We start from the raw sequence: 16,604 nt of genomic DNA, 5'->3' as shown, positions 1-16,604 counted from the left end.
AAAATTTTTTTAAATTAAAATAGAAATCTGTACTTCAACTTCTTTTTTTAAAATTAAATAAAATAATTTTTTGTTGTATAATAGTGACTAAATTACTAATAATATAATATAAAACTAAACCTGAAGGAAACCATAAAAAAAATACTGTAAAAATAACAGGCATAAAATGTATTATTTTTTGTTGTAATGGATCTGAAGAATGAGTAGATGATGTTTTTTGAATAAAAAACATTGTAATCCCCATGATTACTGGTAAAACATAATAAGGATCTTGATCAGATAAATCTTTAATCCATAATAAAAAAGGAGCATGACGTAATTCAACAGATCCAATTAACATATAATAAAGTGATAAAAAGATAGGCATCTGTATAAAAACAGGTAAACAACCTCCTAATGGATTTATCTTTTCTTTCTTATATAAATTCATCATTTCTTGACTCATACGTTGTTTATTATTTCTAAAATTCTTTTTAATTTCATTAATTTTAGGTTGTAATTTTCGCATTTTAGCCATAGAAATATATTGCGCTTTTGTTAAAGGATAAGTTAAAGCTTTCATAATAAATGTAATTAAAACAATAGAAAAACCCCAATTGCCTACAATACTATATATAACACTCAATAACTTAAACAATGGTTGAGATAAAAACCAAAGCCATCCATAATCTACTGTTAAATCTAAATTTGGAGCTACTAATGCCATATCTTTTTGTACTGCTGGTCCTATCCATAGTTTTGATTTTATAATAGAATGAGAATTAGGAGAAATATTAAAAAAAGAAGATTTATATCCGATAGTAGCAATATTATGATTTATATAAGATGTGTAAATAGTATTTAAATTTATATCTTCTTCAGGTATCCAAGCCACAGAAAAATATTGTTGTAACATTGCAATCCAACCACTTTTAGTTAAAATATGTAATTGTTGATTTCGAGAAATATCATCAAACTTATATTTTTCATATTTTGTATCAGTGCTTGAATATGCGGCTCCTCGAAACGTTTGTAAAGCAAAATTTCCGCTATAAATATCACGTTCTTTAGGAAGTTTAATGGTTTGTTTTAACTGACCAAACATACGAATTTGTAAATTATTTTTGCTAAGATTATGCACTTTATATTCTACCTGTATATCGTACTGATTAGGTTTAAGAACAAAAGTTTTGGTATAAATAATATTATTATTTTTAGTAAAAGTGATTGGAACACGTAATTCTTTTTGATTATTTTCTAATTCAAAAAAATTATTTTTTGCATGATAGAGTGGTCTGCTATAATTCTCTGAATTATCTGGTCCATCTCGTCCAATTAATCCACTTTGTGCTTGATAAATAAAATCTGGTGCTGTTTCCAATAATTTAAGTGGTTTAGAAGAATTTAATTTATCTTTATAAGCTAATAAACTAGCTTCTTCTATATCACCCCCATACATATTCACAACTAAACGAATAACATTATTTTTAATTATAATTTGATTATGATAGTCTTTTTTTTCAAAATTAAAATTTACACTACTTTTTTCATTTTTATAATCATGTGAATATAATTGATTTTGCCATTTTTGCCAAAGCAAAAAAGAGATTAACAAAAAGGCAACAATAAAAAAATTACGCTGTACTTCCATAATTAATATTCGCTTTTATCTTTTATATTTAAAGATATTGAATTGCATCCATCTGAATGCAATGGATGACACTTAAACAAACGAAAAATTGTTAATCTTATACCTTTAATGAAGCCAAATCTACGTAAAGATAATAACATATATGTTGAACAAGTTGGGTAAAAACGACAATGTGATCGCATAAAAGGACTAATGCAATATTGATAAATTAAAACAAAAAAACTTAAAGATCGTACAATTATTGATGATATTTTAACCATAAATTCTCCAACATATTAATAATATTCTTATTTTTTAAAAAAATAATATTTTTTTTAGCTATTACTATAAAATCCATGGAAGCTAATTTATGTTGTAATAAACGAAAAGTTTCTCGAATCAATCTTTTAATAACATTTCGCTGATATGCATATTTTATATTTTTCCTAGGTATGTTAATGCCTAATCTAGGGTATCCTAATAAATTTGGTCGTCCTAAAATAATTAATTCAAATGTTTTTTGAATGTCATGTTTTTTAAAAACATATTTAAAATTTATAGGTTTTAATAATCTTAATTTTTTTTTAAAAAAATAATTTAACATTATATTAAACCTATTATTTACTAGAAACACTCAAACGCGCCCTTAATTTAGCACGTCTTCGTGATAAAATATAACGACCATTTTTAGTTGCCATTCGAATTCTAAATCCATGTGAACGATTACGTTTTAATATTGATGGTTGAAAAGTTCGTTTCATTTTAATATTTACCTAAAGAAAATTGATAAGATTCTATAATTAGTTAAGTGTAAAATATAAGCAAATACTTTCTTAAAAATAAATTTTTTAAAAAAGATGACTTATATTTTTTTAAAATAAAAAACATATTTGTAAATTTTTTGATATTTTATTTTAAATATTAAATTAAATTATTAGTTATAAAGATAAAAAATAGATAAAACAACTTTATTAAATAAAATATCTAATAATATAGATCCTTTCGTTATATTCACCTATTTTAAATTGTATAAATTTTAATGTAAAAAATATGATTTTATATAATTTTTTTTATATAACAATAAAAAATTTTAAACTTCAATTTTATTTAATTTTGTTCGCTTGGAGTCCACCGTGTCACTTTGTCTTTGGAAACAGTGTCTTGACCGGTTACAGGATGAGCTGCCATCTACAGAATTTAGCATGTGGATACGCTCTCTGAAAGCCAAACTAAATAATAATATTTTAGAAATATATGCTCCAAATCAATTTATATTAGAGTGGGTAAAAGATAAATATTTAATTACTTTTAAAAAAATACTAAAAGATTTTTGCGGATTAAATACACCATTATTAACATTTAAAGTATACCAAAATTCTAAAGAAAAAAAATTTAAAAAAAATACTTTAAATTATTTAAAAAAAATAAAAATAAAACGAAAATGGGATAAAATACCTATTTTAAATGAGTTATCTTATAGTTCTAATATTAATAAAAAAAATAAATTTGAAAACTTTATAGAAGGAAAATCTAACCAATTAGCACGTGCAGCAGCGTCTCAAGTTGCTCATAATCCAGGAGGTTCTTATAATCCACTTTTTTTATATGGAGGAACAGGATTAGGTAAAACACATTTACTTCATGCAATTGGAAATGAAATATTAACATATAAATACAATATGAAAATCACTTATATGCATTCTGAGCGTTTTGTTCAAGATATGGTTCAAGCTTTAAAAAATAATGCAATCGAAAAATTTAAATTACATTATCGTTCAGTAGACGCATTATTAATTGATGATATTCAGTTTTTTGCACATAAAGAACGTTCCCAAGAAGAATTCTTTCACACGTTTAATGCTCTTCTGGAAGGAAATCAGCAAATTATATTGACCTCAGATCGTTATCCAAAAGAAATAAAAGGTGTAGAAGATCGATTAAAATCGAGATTTGGCTGGGGTTTGACTATTTCTATAGATCCGCCAGAATTAGAGACAAGAGTAGCTATACTAATAAAAAAAGCTGATGAAAAAAGAATTGTATTATCTGATGAAGTTGCTTTTTTTATTGCTAAACGTTTATGTTCTAACGTTCGTGAATTAGAAGGCGCTTTAAATAGAATAATTGCTAACGCTAATTTTACTCATAGATCTATTACAATTGAATTTGTACGAGAAGTGCTTAAAGATATATTAGCATTACAAACAAAACTTATAACAATTGATAATATTCAAAAAACAGTTGCAGAATACTATAAAATTAAAGTATCAGATTTATTATCGAGAAGACGTTCTCGATCGATAGCCAGACCAAGACAAATGGCTATGGCTATGGTAAAAGAATTGACTAATCATAGTTTACCAGAAATTGGTAATGCATTTAGTGGGCGAGATCATACTACAGTATTGCATGCTTGTCGTAAAATTGAACAATTACGAAAAGAATGCAATGATATTAAAGAAGATTTTTCCAACTTAATTAGAACTCTATCAGTGTGATTTTATGAAATTCATTATTAAAAATAATATTTTAGTTGCAAATTTAAAAAAAATTATTCGATTATTAGTTAAAAATACATCACTTCCTATTTTAGAAAATATTCTTATAGAAATTAAAACAGGTATATTATCTTTAACTACAACAAATTTAGAAATTGAAACAATTGTAAATATTCAAATATCACAAGAATATATACCAGGTAAAATAACTATTTCAGGTAAAAAAATATTAAATATTTGTCGAAATTTACCAGAAACATCAGATATTCAAATACAACTGAAAAATAATAAAATATATATTTCTTCTGAAAAAAGTAGTTATGTACTATCAACTTTGCCAGCTGAAAGTTTTCCTAATCATCAAAGCTTTAATTATATTTCTAGTTTTGAAATATCATCAAACATTTTAAAAAATATGATTACAAAAACTGAATTTGCTATGGGAAAACAAGATGTTCGTTATTATCTTAATGGTATGTTGTTCGAAAAAAAAGAAAATTACCTTCGAAATGTTGCAACAGATGGGTATCGATTAGCAACCTCATATATTTCTTTAAAAGAAAAAATCAATTCTTTTTCTATTATTGTGCCAAATAAAGGAGTAATGGAAATATTAAAACTACTAAATGTAAAAGAAACATTATTACATATTTTTATAGGAACTAATCACCTGAGAATACATATTAACAATTTAATTTTTACTACTCAATTAGTTGAAGGAAAATATCCTGATTATCAAAGCGTTTTATTAGAAGACCAAAAAAAACCTATTATTATTAACAATAATTTACTAAAAAAATCATTGCTACGCACTTCTATTTTATCACATGAAAAATTTTCTGGAATTGAAATTAACATTGAAAATGGTGAACTAAAAACAGTATCTGATAATCAAGAAGAAGAAACTGCACAAGATAAATTCGACGTTACATATTTTGGTAATACAATAGAAATATCAATTAATGTGTATTATATGCTAGATGTGCTGAATACTATTAATACTGAAAATATTTCATTATTTTTAAATAAATCTCAAACTGCAATACAAATTGAACCAGAAAATAATACTTCAACTGTTTACGTTATAATGTTGCTAAAACGTTAACTGAAACAGTTATAAATAATAAAGATTAAACAGGAAAATTTATGAAAAATAACTATAATTCTTCAAATATTCAAATTTTAAGAGGATTAGATGCAGTACGGAAAAGACCTGGAATGTATATTGGAGACACTGATGACGGTAGTGGCTTGCATCATATGGTTTTTGAAATTGTAGATAATTCTATTGATGAAGCATTAGCAGGATTTTGTAAAGAAATAATAGTGATTGTTCATAAAGATAATTCCGTATCAATACAAGATGATGGAAGAGGAATTCCAACAGATATACATCATGAAGAAAAAATTTCAGCAGCAGAAGTTATTATGACTGTATTACATTCAGGTGGAAAATTTGACAATGCCTCATATAAAATATCTGGTGGATTACATGGTGTAGGTATTTCAGTTGTCAATGCTTTGTCAGAAAAACTAGAATTAATAATATATAAAAATCAAAAACAATACAAACAAATATACAAAAATGGAATTCCAGAATCACCTTTATTAAAGATTGGAAAAACAAAAAAAACAGGTACATATATCAGATTTTGGCCTAGTTATAAAACTTTTACGAATAAAACTAAATTTCAATATGAAATTTTATCTAAACGTTTACGTGAGCTATCTTTTCTTAACTCTAATATTTCTATCATCCTAAAAGATAACAGAAATAATATGGAAGATCATTACCGTTATAAAGGAGGAATTAAAGCATTTATTAAGTTTTTAAATAAAAATAAGTTAATAATTAATTCAAATATATTTTACTTTAAATCTATTAAAAATAATATTGAACTAGAAGTAGCTATACAATGGAATGAAACACATAAAGAAAATATACACTGTTTTACAAATAATATACCCCAAAAAGATGGTGGTACACATTTAGCCGGTTTTAGATCTGGAGTAACACGAACATTAAACTTGCATATTGAAAGAGAAGGATACAATAAAAAAAATAAAACTGTTGTAACAGGAGAGGATACACGAGAAGGGTTAACAGCAATTATATCAATTAAATTACCTGATCCAAAATTTTCCTCACAAACAAAAGATAAACTAGTTTCATCTGAAGCAAAATCAGTAATAGAATCATTAATTAATGAGCACCTTATTGAATATCTCTTAGAAAACCCTGTCGATACAAAAGCGATAATTCAAAAAATTATAAATACAGCAAAAACAAGAGAAGCTGCAAGACGTGCTAGAGAGATAAATAAAAAAAAAGGAATATTAGATTTAGGAGGATTACCTGGAAAATTATCTGATTGCCAAGAAAATGACCCTACAATATCAGAAATTTATTTAGTAGAAGGCGATTCCGCAGGAGGGTCTGCAAAACAAGGTAGAAACAGAAAAAACCAAGCAATTTTACCGCTTAAAGGTAAAATATTAAACGTACAAAAATCAAAATTTAATAAAATGATTTTATCTCAAGAGTTAGCAGCTTTAATTACAGCTTTAGGATGTGGAATTGGGGAAAATGAATATAATTTAGAAAAATTAAGGTATAATTATATTATTATAATGACTGATGCAGATGTAGATGGAGCACATATTCGTACATTATTACTAACATTTTTCTATCGTCAATTACCTGAATTAATTGAAAAAGGATATATTTATATTGCGCAACCTCCTTTATATAAAATTAAAGTAGGTAAAAAAGAAAAATATATTAAAAATGATGAAGAAATGAAAAAATATCAAGTAAAAATAGCATTAAAAGATCTTATTATAAAAAATGAAAAATATCATAATATTGAAAATAATACAAAAATTTTTAAACAAATTATCTCGGAATTTAATAAAATTCAAATTAATATAAAAAAGAATAAAAATTATTTTCCTGAAATTATATTAAATGAACTCATTTACCAACCATATTTACATGATTTAAACAGTAAAGAACAAGTAACAATATGGATAAAAAACTTAATAAAAGCATTAAATAATAAAGATCAAAATAATACGTTATATCAATTTAAAGTTGATAACAAAGCAAATGAAAATACATTTGCACCAATTATAATCTCATCTAGATATGAATATTTTAATCAATATGAATTTACAAGAAAGTTTTTAAAAAGCAAAGAATATATTTCCATTATTAAATTAGGCGAAAAATTTAAAAAATTTCAAATAAATAAAAACTTTATAGTGAAAGGAGATAAAAAATATATGATTAATGATATCAAAAGCACTATAGAATGGTTAATCAACGAGTCTAAAAATAATTTTTTTGTACAACGTTACAAAGGACTTGGAGAAATGAATCCAGATCAATTATGGGATACTACAATGAACCCTGAAACCAGAAATATGTTACAAGTTAAAATTCATGATGCAATGTCAGCGAACAATTTATTTAATATTTTAATGGGAGATACAGTTGAACCTAGACGAAAATTTATAGAAAATAACGCTCTAAACGCTGAAAATATAGATATTTAAAAAATTTTATTAAAATTTTTATAAATATATATTAATATGTTTTAAAATCAATTGCGGCAGGAAAGACCAGCCGCGAACATATAATACTTATTTATATTTATTCATTATTTCAAGGACACGAAGTTTTGCAATTTCTTGGGATATTTGAATTAAAAGATCATCTTTTTTAATGTTTTTATCTTGATTTTTAAAACATTCTTCTGCTTGTTTTTTCGCTTTTAAAATCCGTTCTTGATCTAAATCTGCACCGCGAATTGCAATATCTGCTAAAATAGAAACAATAGAAGGTTGAATTTCTAAAATCCCTCCTGATATATAAAGGCATTCTTCTGTTTGGTTTTTATGAGATATATGTATTATTCCTGGTTTAATTATACTTAATAATTGAGTATGACCGGGATAAATACCCATGTCTCCTTCACTACCAGAAACTTGTATTTTTTCAACTAACCCAGAAAATATACGTTTCTCAAAACTAACAATATCTAAATAAAAATGCATGGATATATCCAAAATATTTGTTATAATTTATAATGTTTTTGATTTTTGTTTAACTTCTTCAATTGAACCTACCATATAAAATGCTTGCTCTGGTAAATCGTCAAATTCACCTTCTATTATTCCTTTAAATGCACGAATATTATCTTTTAAAGAAACGTATTTACCTGGAAATCCAGTAAATACTTCTGCTACAAAAAAGGGTTGTGATAAAAATCTTTGTATTTTACGAGCTCTTGAAACTAGCTTTTTATCTTCTTCCGAAAGTTCATCCATACCTAATATTGCTATAATATCTTTAAGTTCTTGATATCTTTGTAATATTGATTGAACTCCTCGCGCTGTATTATAATGTTCATCTCCAACAATATAAGGATCTAATTGACGACTGGTAGAATTTAAAGGATCAACAGCAGGATAAATACCTAAAGATGCAATATGACGACTTAATGTAACTGTAGAATCTAAATGGGCAAATGTTGTAGCAGGTGACGGATCTGTTAAATCATCTGCAGGTACATAAACTGCTTGAACAGAAGTAATTGAACCTTTTTTTGTTGAGGTAATTCTTTCCTGTAATAAACCCATTTCTTCAGATAAAGTAGGTTGATATCCTACAGCAGAAGGCATTCTTCCGAGTAATGCTGATACTTCTGTACCTGCTAAAGTATAGCGATATATGTTATCAATAAATAATAATACATTCTTGCCTTCATCACGAAATTTTTCTGCAATAGTTAGACCTGTAAAAGCAACACGTAATCGATTTCCTGGAGGTTCATTCATTTGGCCATATACTAAGGAGACTTTATCTAATACCTTGGAATCTTTCATTTCATAATAAAAATCATTACCTTCTCGAGTACGTTCACCTACCCCAGTAAACACTGAATAACCAGAATGTTCGATTGCAATATTTCTAATTAATTCCATCATATTTACTGTTTTTCCTACACCTGCCCCCCCAAACAAACCAACTTTTCCCCCTTTTGCAAAAGGACAAATCAAATCAATAACTTTTATACCTGTTTCTAAAATCTCTTGAGAAGTTGCTTGTTCTTGATAACTAGGAGGAGATCTATGAATTTCCCAGTATTCTATTTGAGTTTTATCGATACTTTTCAATGGCCCTTTATTATCTATTGTTTGACCTAAAACATTGATTATACGACCTAATGTAGATTGTCCTACTGGTATTTTAATATAGTGACCAAGGTTAATAACAATTAAACCTCTTTTTAAACCGTTTGTAGATCCCATAGCAATTGTTCGAACGATACCTGATCCTAATTGCTGTTGCACTTCTAAAATTAGTTTTACTGTCTGATTTTGTACTTCTAATGCATGATATATTTTTGGTACTGCATTTTGATAAAATTCTACATCAACTACAGCGCCAATAATTTGAATAATTTTTCCAGTAGCTATCATTGAATGAATACCTCTAACTAATTTTAATCTACTGATACTGCTGATGCTCCAGCAATAATCTCATTTAATTCTTGAGTAATGTTAGCTTGACGAACTTTATTATAAACTAGTTGTAATTCTTTAATACGATTACTACTATTATCTGCTGCAGTTTTCATAGCTACCATACGAGCTGCTTGTTCGCTTGCAATATTTTCTAAAATACTTTGATAAATTTGAGATTCAATATATCGATTAAACAATATATCTAAAATTAGTTTAGATTCTGGTTCATATAAATAATCCCATTTCTCTTTATTTAATATATTTTTTTCAGGAGATAAAGGAAGTAGTTGTGTAATTACTGGATATTGAGACATTTTATTATGGAATTTATTATATGCAACAAATATTTTATCAATTTCATTATTTTGATATTTTTCTAACATAATTTGTATAGATCCGATGAACTTTGATAAATCTGGATTTTCTCCTATATTAGTTATTTGAGCAAGAATAGAACTTCCATACAATTTAAATACAGATAAACTTTTTAAACCAAATAATATTAAATCGCAAGGAATATTTATATTCATAAATTCTTTGATTTTTAATAGTACTTGTTTAAAAAGATTAGTATTTAAACCACCACATAAACCACGATCAGTTGAAACAATAATTATACCAATCCTTTTAATATCTCGATTTTCTAAATAACTATGTTTATATTCTAAACTACCTGTGACAATATGACGAATAACTTTTTCAATAATTTCGCAATAAGGCCTCCCTGAACGCATTCGTTCTTCCGTCTTCCGCATTTTAGAAATAGCAACCATTTCCATAGCTTTAGTAATTTTTTTTGTACTTATAATACTAGTTATTTGATTTTGTATTTCTTTTATACCCACTAATATTTCTCTTTTTTGTAATAGTTTTTATGAAAAAATAAATTATTATAAAACTAAGAGTGTTTAAATGTTTTGATTAACTGAATAAATTGTTCTTTTATTTGATTGTTATAATCTCCATTTTGATTTATTTCTACCATTAAATTTAAATAATTATTATGTGCGTATATTAAAATATCTTGTTCAAATTGAGCAATTGTTTCAACGGAAATGTCATCAAGAAAATGATTCTCTACAATAAAAAATATTAACGCTTGTTCAGATATGCTAAAAGGTTGATATTGTTTTTGTTTAAGAAGCTCTGTAATTTTTTGACCATAGCTTAATTGTTTTTGTGTCGTCGGATCTAAATCTGATGCAAATTGTGAAAATGCTGCAAGTTCATGATATTGAGCTAGCGCCGTTCGAATACCAGAAGATAATTGTTTAATAATCTTAGTTTGAGCAGCACTGCCAACGCGAGAAACAGAAATACCAGCGTTTACAGCTGGTCGAATACCTGAATTAAATAGATTAGATTCTAAAAATATCTGACCATCTGTAATAGAAATAACATTAGTCGGAACAAATGCAGAAACGTCTCCAGACTGTGTTTCAATAATTGGAAAAGCTGTAAGTGATCCTGTTTTTCCGATAACTTTTCCTTGAGTAACATTTTTTATATATTCTTCAGAAACACGAGCTGCTCTTTCTAATAAGCGAGAATGTAGATAAAATATATCCCCAGGGAAAGCTTCTCTCCCAGGAGGACGACGTAATAATAAAGAAATTTGACGGTAAGCAACTGCATGTTTAGAAAGATCATCGTAAACAATTAAAGCATCTTTTCCTTGATCACGAAAAAATTCTCCCATAGCACAACCTGAATATGGTGCTAAATATTGTAAAGAAGCTGGTTCAGAAGCAGAAGCAACAACAACAATAGTATTTGATAAAGCATCATATTCTTCTAATTTTTTTACAACATTGATAATAGTAGAAAGTTTTTGTCCTATAGCAACATAGATACATGGAATATTAAATTTTTTTTGATTTATAATAGTATCTATTGCAAGCGCAGTTTTACCGGTTTGACGATCTCCAATAATCAATTCCCGCTGTCCTCGGCCAATCGGAATCATAGCATCAATAGCTTTGTAACCAGTTTGTATTGGTTGATTAATTGATTGACGTTCAATTACTCCTGGAGCACTGCATTCTACTGGTAAAAAACGATCGTATTTTATCATTCCTTTACCATCAATCGGAGAGCCTAATGAATTAACAATTCGACCTAAAAAATTTACACCTACAGGAACCTCTAAAATTTTTCCTGTACATTTTACTTTCATACCTTCAGAAATATGAATATAAGACCCCATAATTACGGCAGAAACTGTATCTCTTTCTATATTAAGGGCGATAGCATATTCATTATTAGGCAAAGAAATCATTTCTCCTAACATGACTTCGGAAAGACCATATATTTTTATAATACCATCGTTAACAGAAATAATAGTACCTTCATTATAAGATTGATTAAAAACCTCAAATTGAGCAATTCTTTCTTTAATTAATTGACTAATTTCTGTCGAATTTAATTGCATATATTATTCTCTTAAAAATTTAATGCTAAAGATAATTGTTGTAAATGATTGCGCATAGAAAAATCAAAAATTTGATCATCTATCTTTATAATTATACCATCAAGTATATAACTATTAATTTTATATATAAATTTAATTTTAGAAGATAATATTTCTTCTAAAAGGAGACGTATTTTAATGACTTGATCTTTTTTTAAAACACATGCTGATGTCAATTGAATAATGGTAATATTTTGATAATCAGCTTCTAATTTAAGAAATTGTTTTAATATATTACCACATATTTTAAACCGTTGATTATAAGCTAATAATTTTATTAAATTTTTTGAATTTTCATCAAGATATTCATCTATAACAGATATAAAAAATGATGATAAATAATGAGCAGATAAAGATCCGGATAAAAATTTTTCAATTTCTTTAAATGAAATTATTTGATTAATTAAAATTAATATTTTTTTCCATTTTATTATTGAATTGCTTTTTATTGCTGTTTCAAAAATAGCTTTAGCATAAGGTCTAGCAATAGTGTCTAATGACATTAAATATTACCTATATTGATTTTTTATCTTTGATAAAGAAGCAACTATATTATTAATAAAAAATTTATCTTTATCTCCCTGCATATTTTTTTTAATGATTTTCTCAGCCATTAAGATAGACAAATCTATAATTTCTTTTTTTAATTTTTGACGAGCATTTATAACTTGCATATTAATCTCTAACTTACTATTTAAAAAAATTTTTTTAGTTTCTTGAATAGCTTTATTTCTTGCTTCTTCTAAAATTAATAATTTTTGTTGATTAGCTTCATTTACAATAAAAGAAGCTTTTTTTCTACTATCTTTAATCATTTGATTCGTTTTTTTTTGTATCAATAAATATTCTTCTTCAATTTTTTTTGAAGAAATTAAAGTATCTTCAATTTTTTTTTGTCTTGTTTCTATAGCTAACATAATAGGAGGCCATATATACTTCATACAAAACCAGACAAATAAAATAAATGAAATTGCTTGTCCAAAAATTGTTGCATTAAGATTCACAATCATACGCCCTATGTTAAATTAATCTTTACGCCATTCAAAAACGTAAAGATTTTGATAATTATTTAAAATAAAAACTATTCTTTTAAAAATAAAAATTTAAGAAATAGCAAAAAGCATATATAAACCTAAACCTACAGCAATCATGGGAATTGCATCAACTAATCCCATTACAACAAAAAATTGTGTTCTTAACAAAGGAATTAAATCAGGCTGTCTTGCCGCTCCTTCTAAAAATTTTCCACCTAAAATACCAATACCAATTGCAGCACCAATTGCAGCTAATCCAATCATAATAGCTACTGCTATATATAACATATCAGCATTTAAATTATTCATTATAAACCCCGGCTTTTAATAGGATTATAGTTAAATTTTATCTTAATGAGATTGCGAAGCTATTGATAAATAAACAATTGTCAAAACCATAAAAATAAAAGCTTGTAAAAAAATTATTAAAACATGAAAAATAGCCCATGGAACATTTAAAAAGCACTGCGACCACCATGGAAGTAAACTTGCAATTAAGATAAAAATCATTTCACCAGAATACATATTGCCAAAAAGTCTTAATCCTAAAGAAATAGGTTTAGATAGTAAAGAAATAAATTCTAATAAAAAATTAAAAATAAAAAATACAGGATGATTAAAAGGTTGTAAAGTTAGTTCTTTAAAAAAACCAATATATCCTTTAATTTTTATACTATAAAATAAAATTAAAACAAAAACTGCTAATGACATTGATAAAGTAATGTTTACATCAGCAGACGGAACAATACGCATAGCCGGTAATTGAAATAAAGTTTCAAAAAATAATGGTAAAAAATCAATCGGAATCAAATCCATTAGATTCATTAAAAAAACCCATATAAAAATTGTTAGTGATAACGGTGCTATAAGTATGTTGTCACTTTGAAACATACCTTTTATATTAGATGATATAAAATCGAAAATTATTTCAACACAAGCTTGTAATTTATTTGGAACACCAGTTGTAATTTTTTTTGCTACTATGTAAAAAATACTTATAAAAATACACCCTAATATAAAAGAAAATATTATTGAATCAACATTTAAAATCCAAAAATGAGAAGAAACAATTTCAGATTGAACAATTTTGAAACTAGATAAATCTATTTGTAAATGATGCAAATGATGACTAATATATTTTTGAGGATTAGATATTGGCTCTAAAAACATAATTTTTTCTCATCTATTTTATATTAAATTTAATATAAAAACATAAACATTTAAAAAATTTTACTACAATACCTAAAATATATATTATTTAAAAAATGAAAAATAATTTAAACATTAATTAAAAATTTATATTTTAATCTAATTATATTACATTTTAAATTAGACAGTAAATATTTTATAAAACAAGTTTTTTTTTATAAGCTTCTTTTTTCAAATGGATTAATAGAACAGATATAGATGCGGGTGTAATACCAGAAATACGAGATGCTTGACCAATAGAAACTGGTTTATAATCATTTAACTTAGAAATCGCTTCATGTGATAAACCTTTTACTTGTTTATAATCATATTGCAATGGTAAAAAAGTATTTTCATTTTTTAAATGTTTATTAATTTCTTTTAACTGTCGTTTAATATAACCTTCATATTTTATTTCATTTTCTATATGATTCATAACTGATAGATCAGACGTTTTTGAATAAAAAATATTCAAATCAGATAAATTTTTATATGTTATTTCTGGTCGTTTAAACAAATTAAAAACATTTATTTCTTTAGTTAATAAAATATCAAAACAATTCTTTAACATTACAGCATGAGAAGACTTAGGATATAATTTTGTTGTTTTCAAATGTTTTATTTCAGAATTAATATTAAATAATTTACTATTATAACAAGACCATCTAAAATCATCTACTAATCCAAATTTACGACCAATTTCAGTAAGACGTATATCCGCGTTATCTTCTCTTAAAATCAGCCGATGTTCAGCACGAGAAGTAAAAATACGATATGGTTCATTGGTGCCTTGTGTAGTAAGATCATCAATAAGTACACCTAAATAAGCTTGATCACGTCTAGGAAACCATTGTTGCCGATCTAATGCATACAGTCCAGCATTCAAACCTGCTAAAAGACCCTGAGAAGCAGCTTCCTCATATCCAGTAGTACCATTAATTTGACCTGCTAAAAACAATCCTTTAATCCATTTGTTTTCTAAAGTTAAATCTAAATCTTTAGGATCAAAAAAATCATATTCTATTGCATATCCCGGTTCAATAATTTTAGCTTGCTCTAAACCTTTTATAGATTTAATGATTTTTTCTTGAATTTTTAACGGCAAACTAGTTGAAATTCCATTAGGGTATATCTTAGCACTAGATAAACCTTCTGGTTCTAAAAAAATCTGATGTGCTGTCTTGTTAGGAAAACGTATAATTTTATCTTCAATAGAAGGACAATATCGCGGTCCTATACCTGTTATTAAACCTTGATATATTGGGCTTTTATCTAAATTTTCACGTATTATTTGATGTGTTTTTTCATTTGTATGTGTAATATAGCATGGTATTTGAGCAGGATGATTTGAAATTTTTCCTATAAACGAAAAAACTGGAACAGGAGTATCTCCATATTGCGCAAGTAAATTATTAAAATTAATAGTATTTAAATCAATTCTAGGCGGAGTTCCTGTTTTTAATCGATTAACACGTAAAGGTAATTCTCTTAAACGACGCGCTAAATCTAATGAAGCTTTTTCACCTATTCTTCCTGAAAAATAACTATCTTTACCTATATGTATTCGTCCTCCTAAAAAAGTACCAGTAGATAAAACAACTGATTTAGCATAAAAACTGATTTCATTCTGCGTTAAAACACCGATAACCTTATAATTTTTTACAATTAAATCTTTTATTTCTTCTTCTAAAATTAATAAATGATTTTCTTGATACAATAATTTTTTTACATTTTGAGCATAAAGTAATCTATCAGCTTGCGCTCGAGTAGATCGTACAGCAGGACCCTTTCTACTGTTTAAAATCCTAAACTGAATACCTGAATGATCTATCGCTTTAGCCATTATACCACCTAAAGCATCAATTTCTTTTACTAAATGACTTTTTCCAATTCCACCAATCGCTGGATTACAAGACAAAACACCAATATCTTTCATATTTTTAGTTAATAATAATGTTTTACATCCTAATCTTGCCGAAGCTGATGCAGCTTCAGTCCCAGCATGACCTCCGCCAATAATAATTACATCAAAAACTTTTAAACTTGACTGCAACATATAAAAATCCTTTAAAATGTTAAAAATTATTTTATACAGTATTAATATTTTAATCAAGATAACACATGTAAACATTAAAAATAAAACATTAATATTAAAGATTATTTTTTTATTGTTTTAAAATAAAAAAAAAAAAAAAATAAAAGAATAAATATTATTATTATTAATAAATATAAAATCTGTGGATAAGTTATGTTTATCATTGATAATAAAAGAA

At 26.0% G+C, this 16,604-nt stretch carries 16 protein-coding genes; 3 read left to right on the top strand and 13 right to left on the bottom strand.

Annotated elements, in window-relative coordinates; genetic code table 11:
• Positions 1-34: 34 nt before the first annotated feature.
• Genes yidC through rpmH form a run of 4 tightly spaced genes read right to left on the bottom strand, consistent with a single transcriptional unit; the run spans position 35 to position 2,370 of the window.
• Positions 35-1,630 carry a membrane protein insertase YidC gene (gene yidC / locus D9V63_RS00080; RefSeq protein WP_158368230.1) on the bottom strand — a complete coding sequence of 532 codons (1,596 nt, stop codon included), beginning with the start codon at positions 1,628-1,630 and terminating at the stop codon, positions 35-37.
• Between the two features lie 2 nt (positions 1,631-1,632).
• Positions 1,633-1,890: a membrane protein insertion efficiency factor YidD gene (gene yidD, locus D9V63_RS00075; RefSeq protein ID WP_158368227.1), complete on the bottom strand. Its 258-nt coding sequence runs from the start codon at positions 1,888-1,890 to the stop codon at positions 1,633-1,635.
• Positions 1,869-2,213, bottom strand: coding sequence for a ribonuclease P protein component (gene rnpA, locus D9V63_RS00070; RefSeq protein ID WP_158368224.1), 345 nt, complete (start codon positions 2,211-2,213; stop codon positions 1,869-1,871). Before rnpA ends, yidD begins: the two co-directional genes overlap by 22 nt.
• Before the next feature lie 13 nt (positions 2,214-2,226).
• Positions 2,227-2,370: a 50S ribosomal protein L34 gene (gene rpmH, locus D9V63_RS00065; protein ID WP_158339793.1), complete on the bottom strand. Its 144-nt coding sequence runs from the start codon at positions 2,368-2,370 to the stop codon at positions 2,227-2,229.
• Between the two features lie 372 nt (positions 2,371-2,742).
• Here rpmH and dnaA point away from each other — a divergent pair, with 372 nt between their 5' ends.
• Genes dnaA through gyrB form a run of 3 tightly spaced genes read left to right on the top strand, consistent with a single transcriptional unit; the run spans position 2,743 to position 7,665 of the window.
• Positions 2,743-4,107 (top strand): chromosomal replication initiator protein DnaA, encoded by a 1,365-nt coding sequence (dnaA, locus tag D9V63_RS00060; protein ID WP_158368221.1) that lies wholly within the window; start codon positions 2,743-2,745, stop codon positions 4,105-4,107.
• Positions 4,108-4,111: 4 nt separating this feature from the next.
• Complete coding sequence (gene dnaN / locus D9V63_RS00055; protein WP_158368218.1) at positions 4,112-5,212, top strand: DNA polymerase III subunit beta; 1,101 nt, start codon at positions 4,112-4,114, stop codon at positions 5,210-5,212.
• 41 nt (positions 5,213-5,253) lie between these two features.
• Positions 5,254-7,665, top strand: coding sequence for a DNA topoisomerase (ATP-hydrolyzing) subunit B (gyrB, locus tag D9V63_RS00050; RefSeq protein WP_158368215.1), 2,412 nt, complete (start codon positions 5,254-5,256; stop codon positions 7,663-7,665).
• 87 nt (positions 7,666-7,752) lie between these two features.
• Here the strand turns inward: gyrB and D9V63_RS00045 are convergent, their stop codons facing one another.
• The 9 genes from D9V63_RS00045 to mnmG form a co-directional block, all read right to left on the bottom strand.
• Positions 7,753-8,172 carry a F0F1 ATP synthase subunit epsilon gene (locus D9V63_RS00045; protein WP_261979559.1) on the bottom strand — a complete coding sequence of 140 codons (420 nt, stop codon included), beginning with the start codon at positions 8,170-8,172 and terminating at the stop codon, positions 7,753-7,755.
• Between the two features lie 21 nt (positions 8,173-8,193).
• Positions 8,194-9,591, bottom strand: coding sequence for a F0F1 ATP synthase subunit beta (gene atpD, locus D9V63_RS00040; RefSeq protein ID WP_158369266.1), 1,398 nt, complete (start codon positions 9,589-9,591; stop codon positions 8,194-8,196).
• A 26-nt stretch (positions 9,592-9,617) separates the two neighbouring features.
• A complete protein-coding gene (gene atpG, locus D9V63_RS00035; protein WP_158368207.1) occupies positions 9,618-10,490 on the bottom strand; it encodes a F0F1 ATP synthase subunit gamma in 873 nt (290 codons plus the stop codon).
• 47 nt (positions 10,491-10,537) lie between these two features.
• Positions 10,538-12,070, bottom strand: a complete 1,533-nt coding sequence (gene atpA, locus D9V63_RS00030) for a F0F1 ATP synthase subunit alpha (RefSeq protein WP_158368204.1) — start codon at positions 12,068-12,070, stop codon at positions 10,538-10,540.
• A gap of 11 nt (positions 12,071-12,081) precedes the next feature.
• Entirely contained in the window at positions 12,082-12,612 is a 531-nt protein-coding gene (gene atpH / locus D9V63_RS00025; RefSeq protein WP_158368201.1) for an ATP synthase F1 subunit delta, read from the bottom strand.
• Between the two features lie 6 nt (positions 12,613-12,618).
• On the bottom strand, positions 12,619-13,113 hold the full coding sequence (locus D9V63_RS00020) for a F0F1 ATP synthase subunit B (protein WP_158368199.1): 495 nt from the start codon (positions 13,111-13,113) through the stop codon (positions 12,619-12,621).
• A 99-nt stretch (positions 13,114-13,212) separates the two neighbouring features.
• Positions 13,213-13,452: a F0F1 ATP synthase subunit C gene (atpE, locus tag D9V63_RS00015; protein WP_158368196.1), complete on the bottom strand. Its 240-nt coding sequence runs from the start codon at positions 13,450-13,452 to the stop codon at positions 13,213-13,215.
• A gap of 42 nt (positions 13,453-13,494) precedes the next feature.
• Complete coding sequence (gene atpB / locus D9V63_RS00010; protein ID WP_158368193.1) at positions 13,495-14,313, bottom strand: F0F1 ATP synthase subunit A; 819 nt, start codon at positions 14,311-14,313, stop codon at positions 13,495-13,497.
• A 175-nt stretch (positions 14,314-14,488) separates the two neighbouring features.
• Entirely contained in the window at positions 14,489-16,387 is a 1,899-nt protein-coding gene (gene mnmG / locus D9V63_RS00005) for a tRNA uridine-5-carboxymethylaminomethyl(34) synthesis enzyme MnmG (protein WP_158368190.1), read from the bottom strand.
• Positions 16,388-16,604 lie beyond the last annotated feature (217 nt).

It is taken from the genome of Buchnera aphidicola (Aphis nasturtii), assembly GCF_005083345.1.
Lineage (GTDB): Bacteria > Pseudomonadota > Gammaproteobacteria > Enterobacterales > Enterobacteriaceae > Buchnera > Buchnera aphidicola_R.
The sequence above is the reverse complement of the archived record's forward strand: the minus strand, read 5'-3'. Positions and strand labels throughout refer to the sequence as shown.

Bases quoted from the DNA above. Each gene is read 5' to 3' on its own strand.
- yidD (WP_158368227.1), bottom strand. From the start codon at position 1,890: ATGGTTAAAATATCATCAATAATTGTACGATCTTTAAGTTTTTTTGTT.
- atpB (WP_158368193.1), bottom strand. From the start codon at position 14,313: ATGTTTTTAGAGCCAATATCTAATCCTCAAAAATATATTAGTCATCAT.
- gyrB (WP_158368215.1), top strand. From the start codon at position 5,254: ATGAAAAATAACTATAATTCTTCAAATATTCAAATTTTAAGAGGATTA.
- atpA (WP_158368204.1), bottom strand. From the start codon at position 12,070: ATGCAATTAAATTCGACAGAAATTAGTCAATTAATTAAAGAAAGAATT.
- atpH (WP_158368201.1), bottom strand. From the start codon at position 12,612: ATGTCATTAGACACTATTGCTAGACCTTATGCTAAAGCTATTTTTGAA.
- rpmH (WP_158339793.1), bottom strand. From the start codon at position 2,370: ATGAAACGAACTTTTCAACCATCAATATTAAAACGTAATCGTTCACAT.
- yidC (WP_158368230.1), bottom strand. From the start codon at position 1,630: ATGGAAGTACAGCGTAATTTTTTTATTGTTGCCTTTTTGTTAATCTCT.
- mnmG (WP_158368190.1), bottom strand. From the start codon at position 16,387: ATGTTGCAGTCAAGTTTAAAAGTTTTTGATGTAATTATTATTGGCGGA.
- dnaN (WP_158368218.1), top strand. From the start codon at position 4,112: ATGAAATTCATTATTAAAAATAATATTTTAGTTGCAAATTTAAAAAAA.
- atpE (WP_158368196.1), bottom strand. From the start codon at position 13,452: ATGAATAATTTAAATGCTGATATGTTATATATAGCAGTAGCTATTATG.
- rnpA (WP_158368224.1), bottom strand. From the start codon at position 2,213: ATGTTAAATTATTTTTTTAAAAAAAAATTAAGATTATTAAAACCTATA.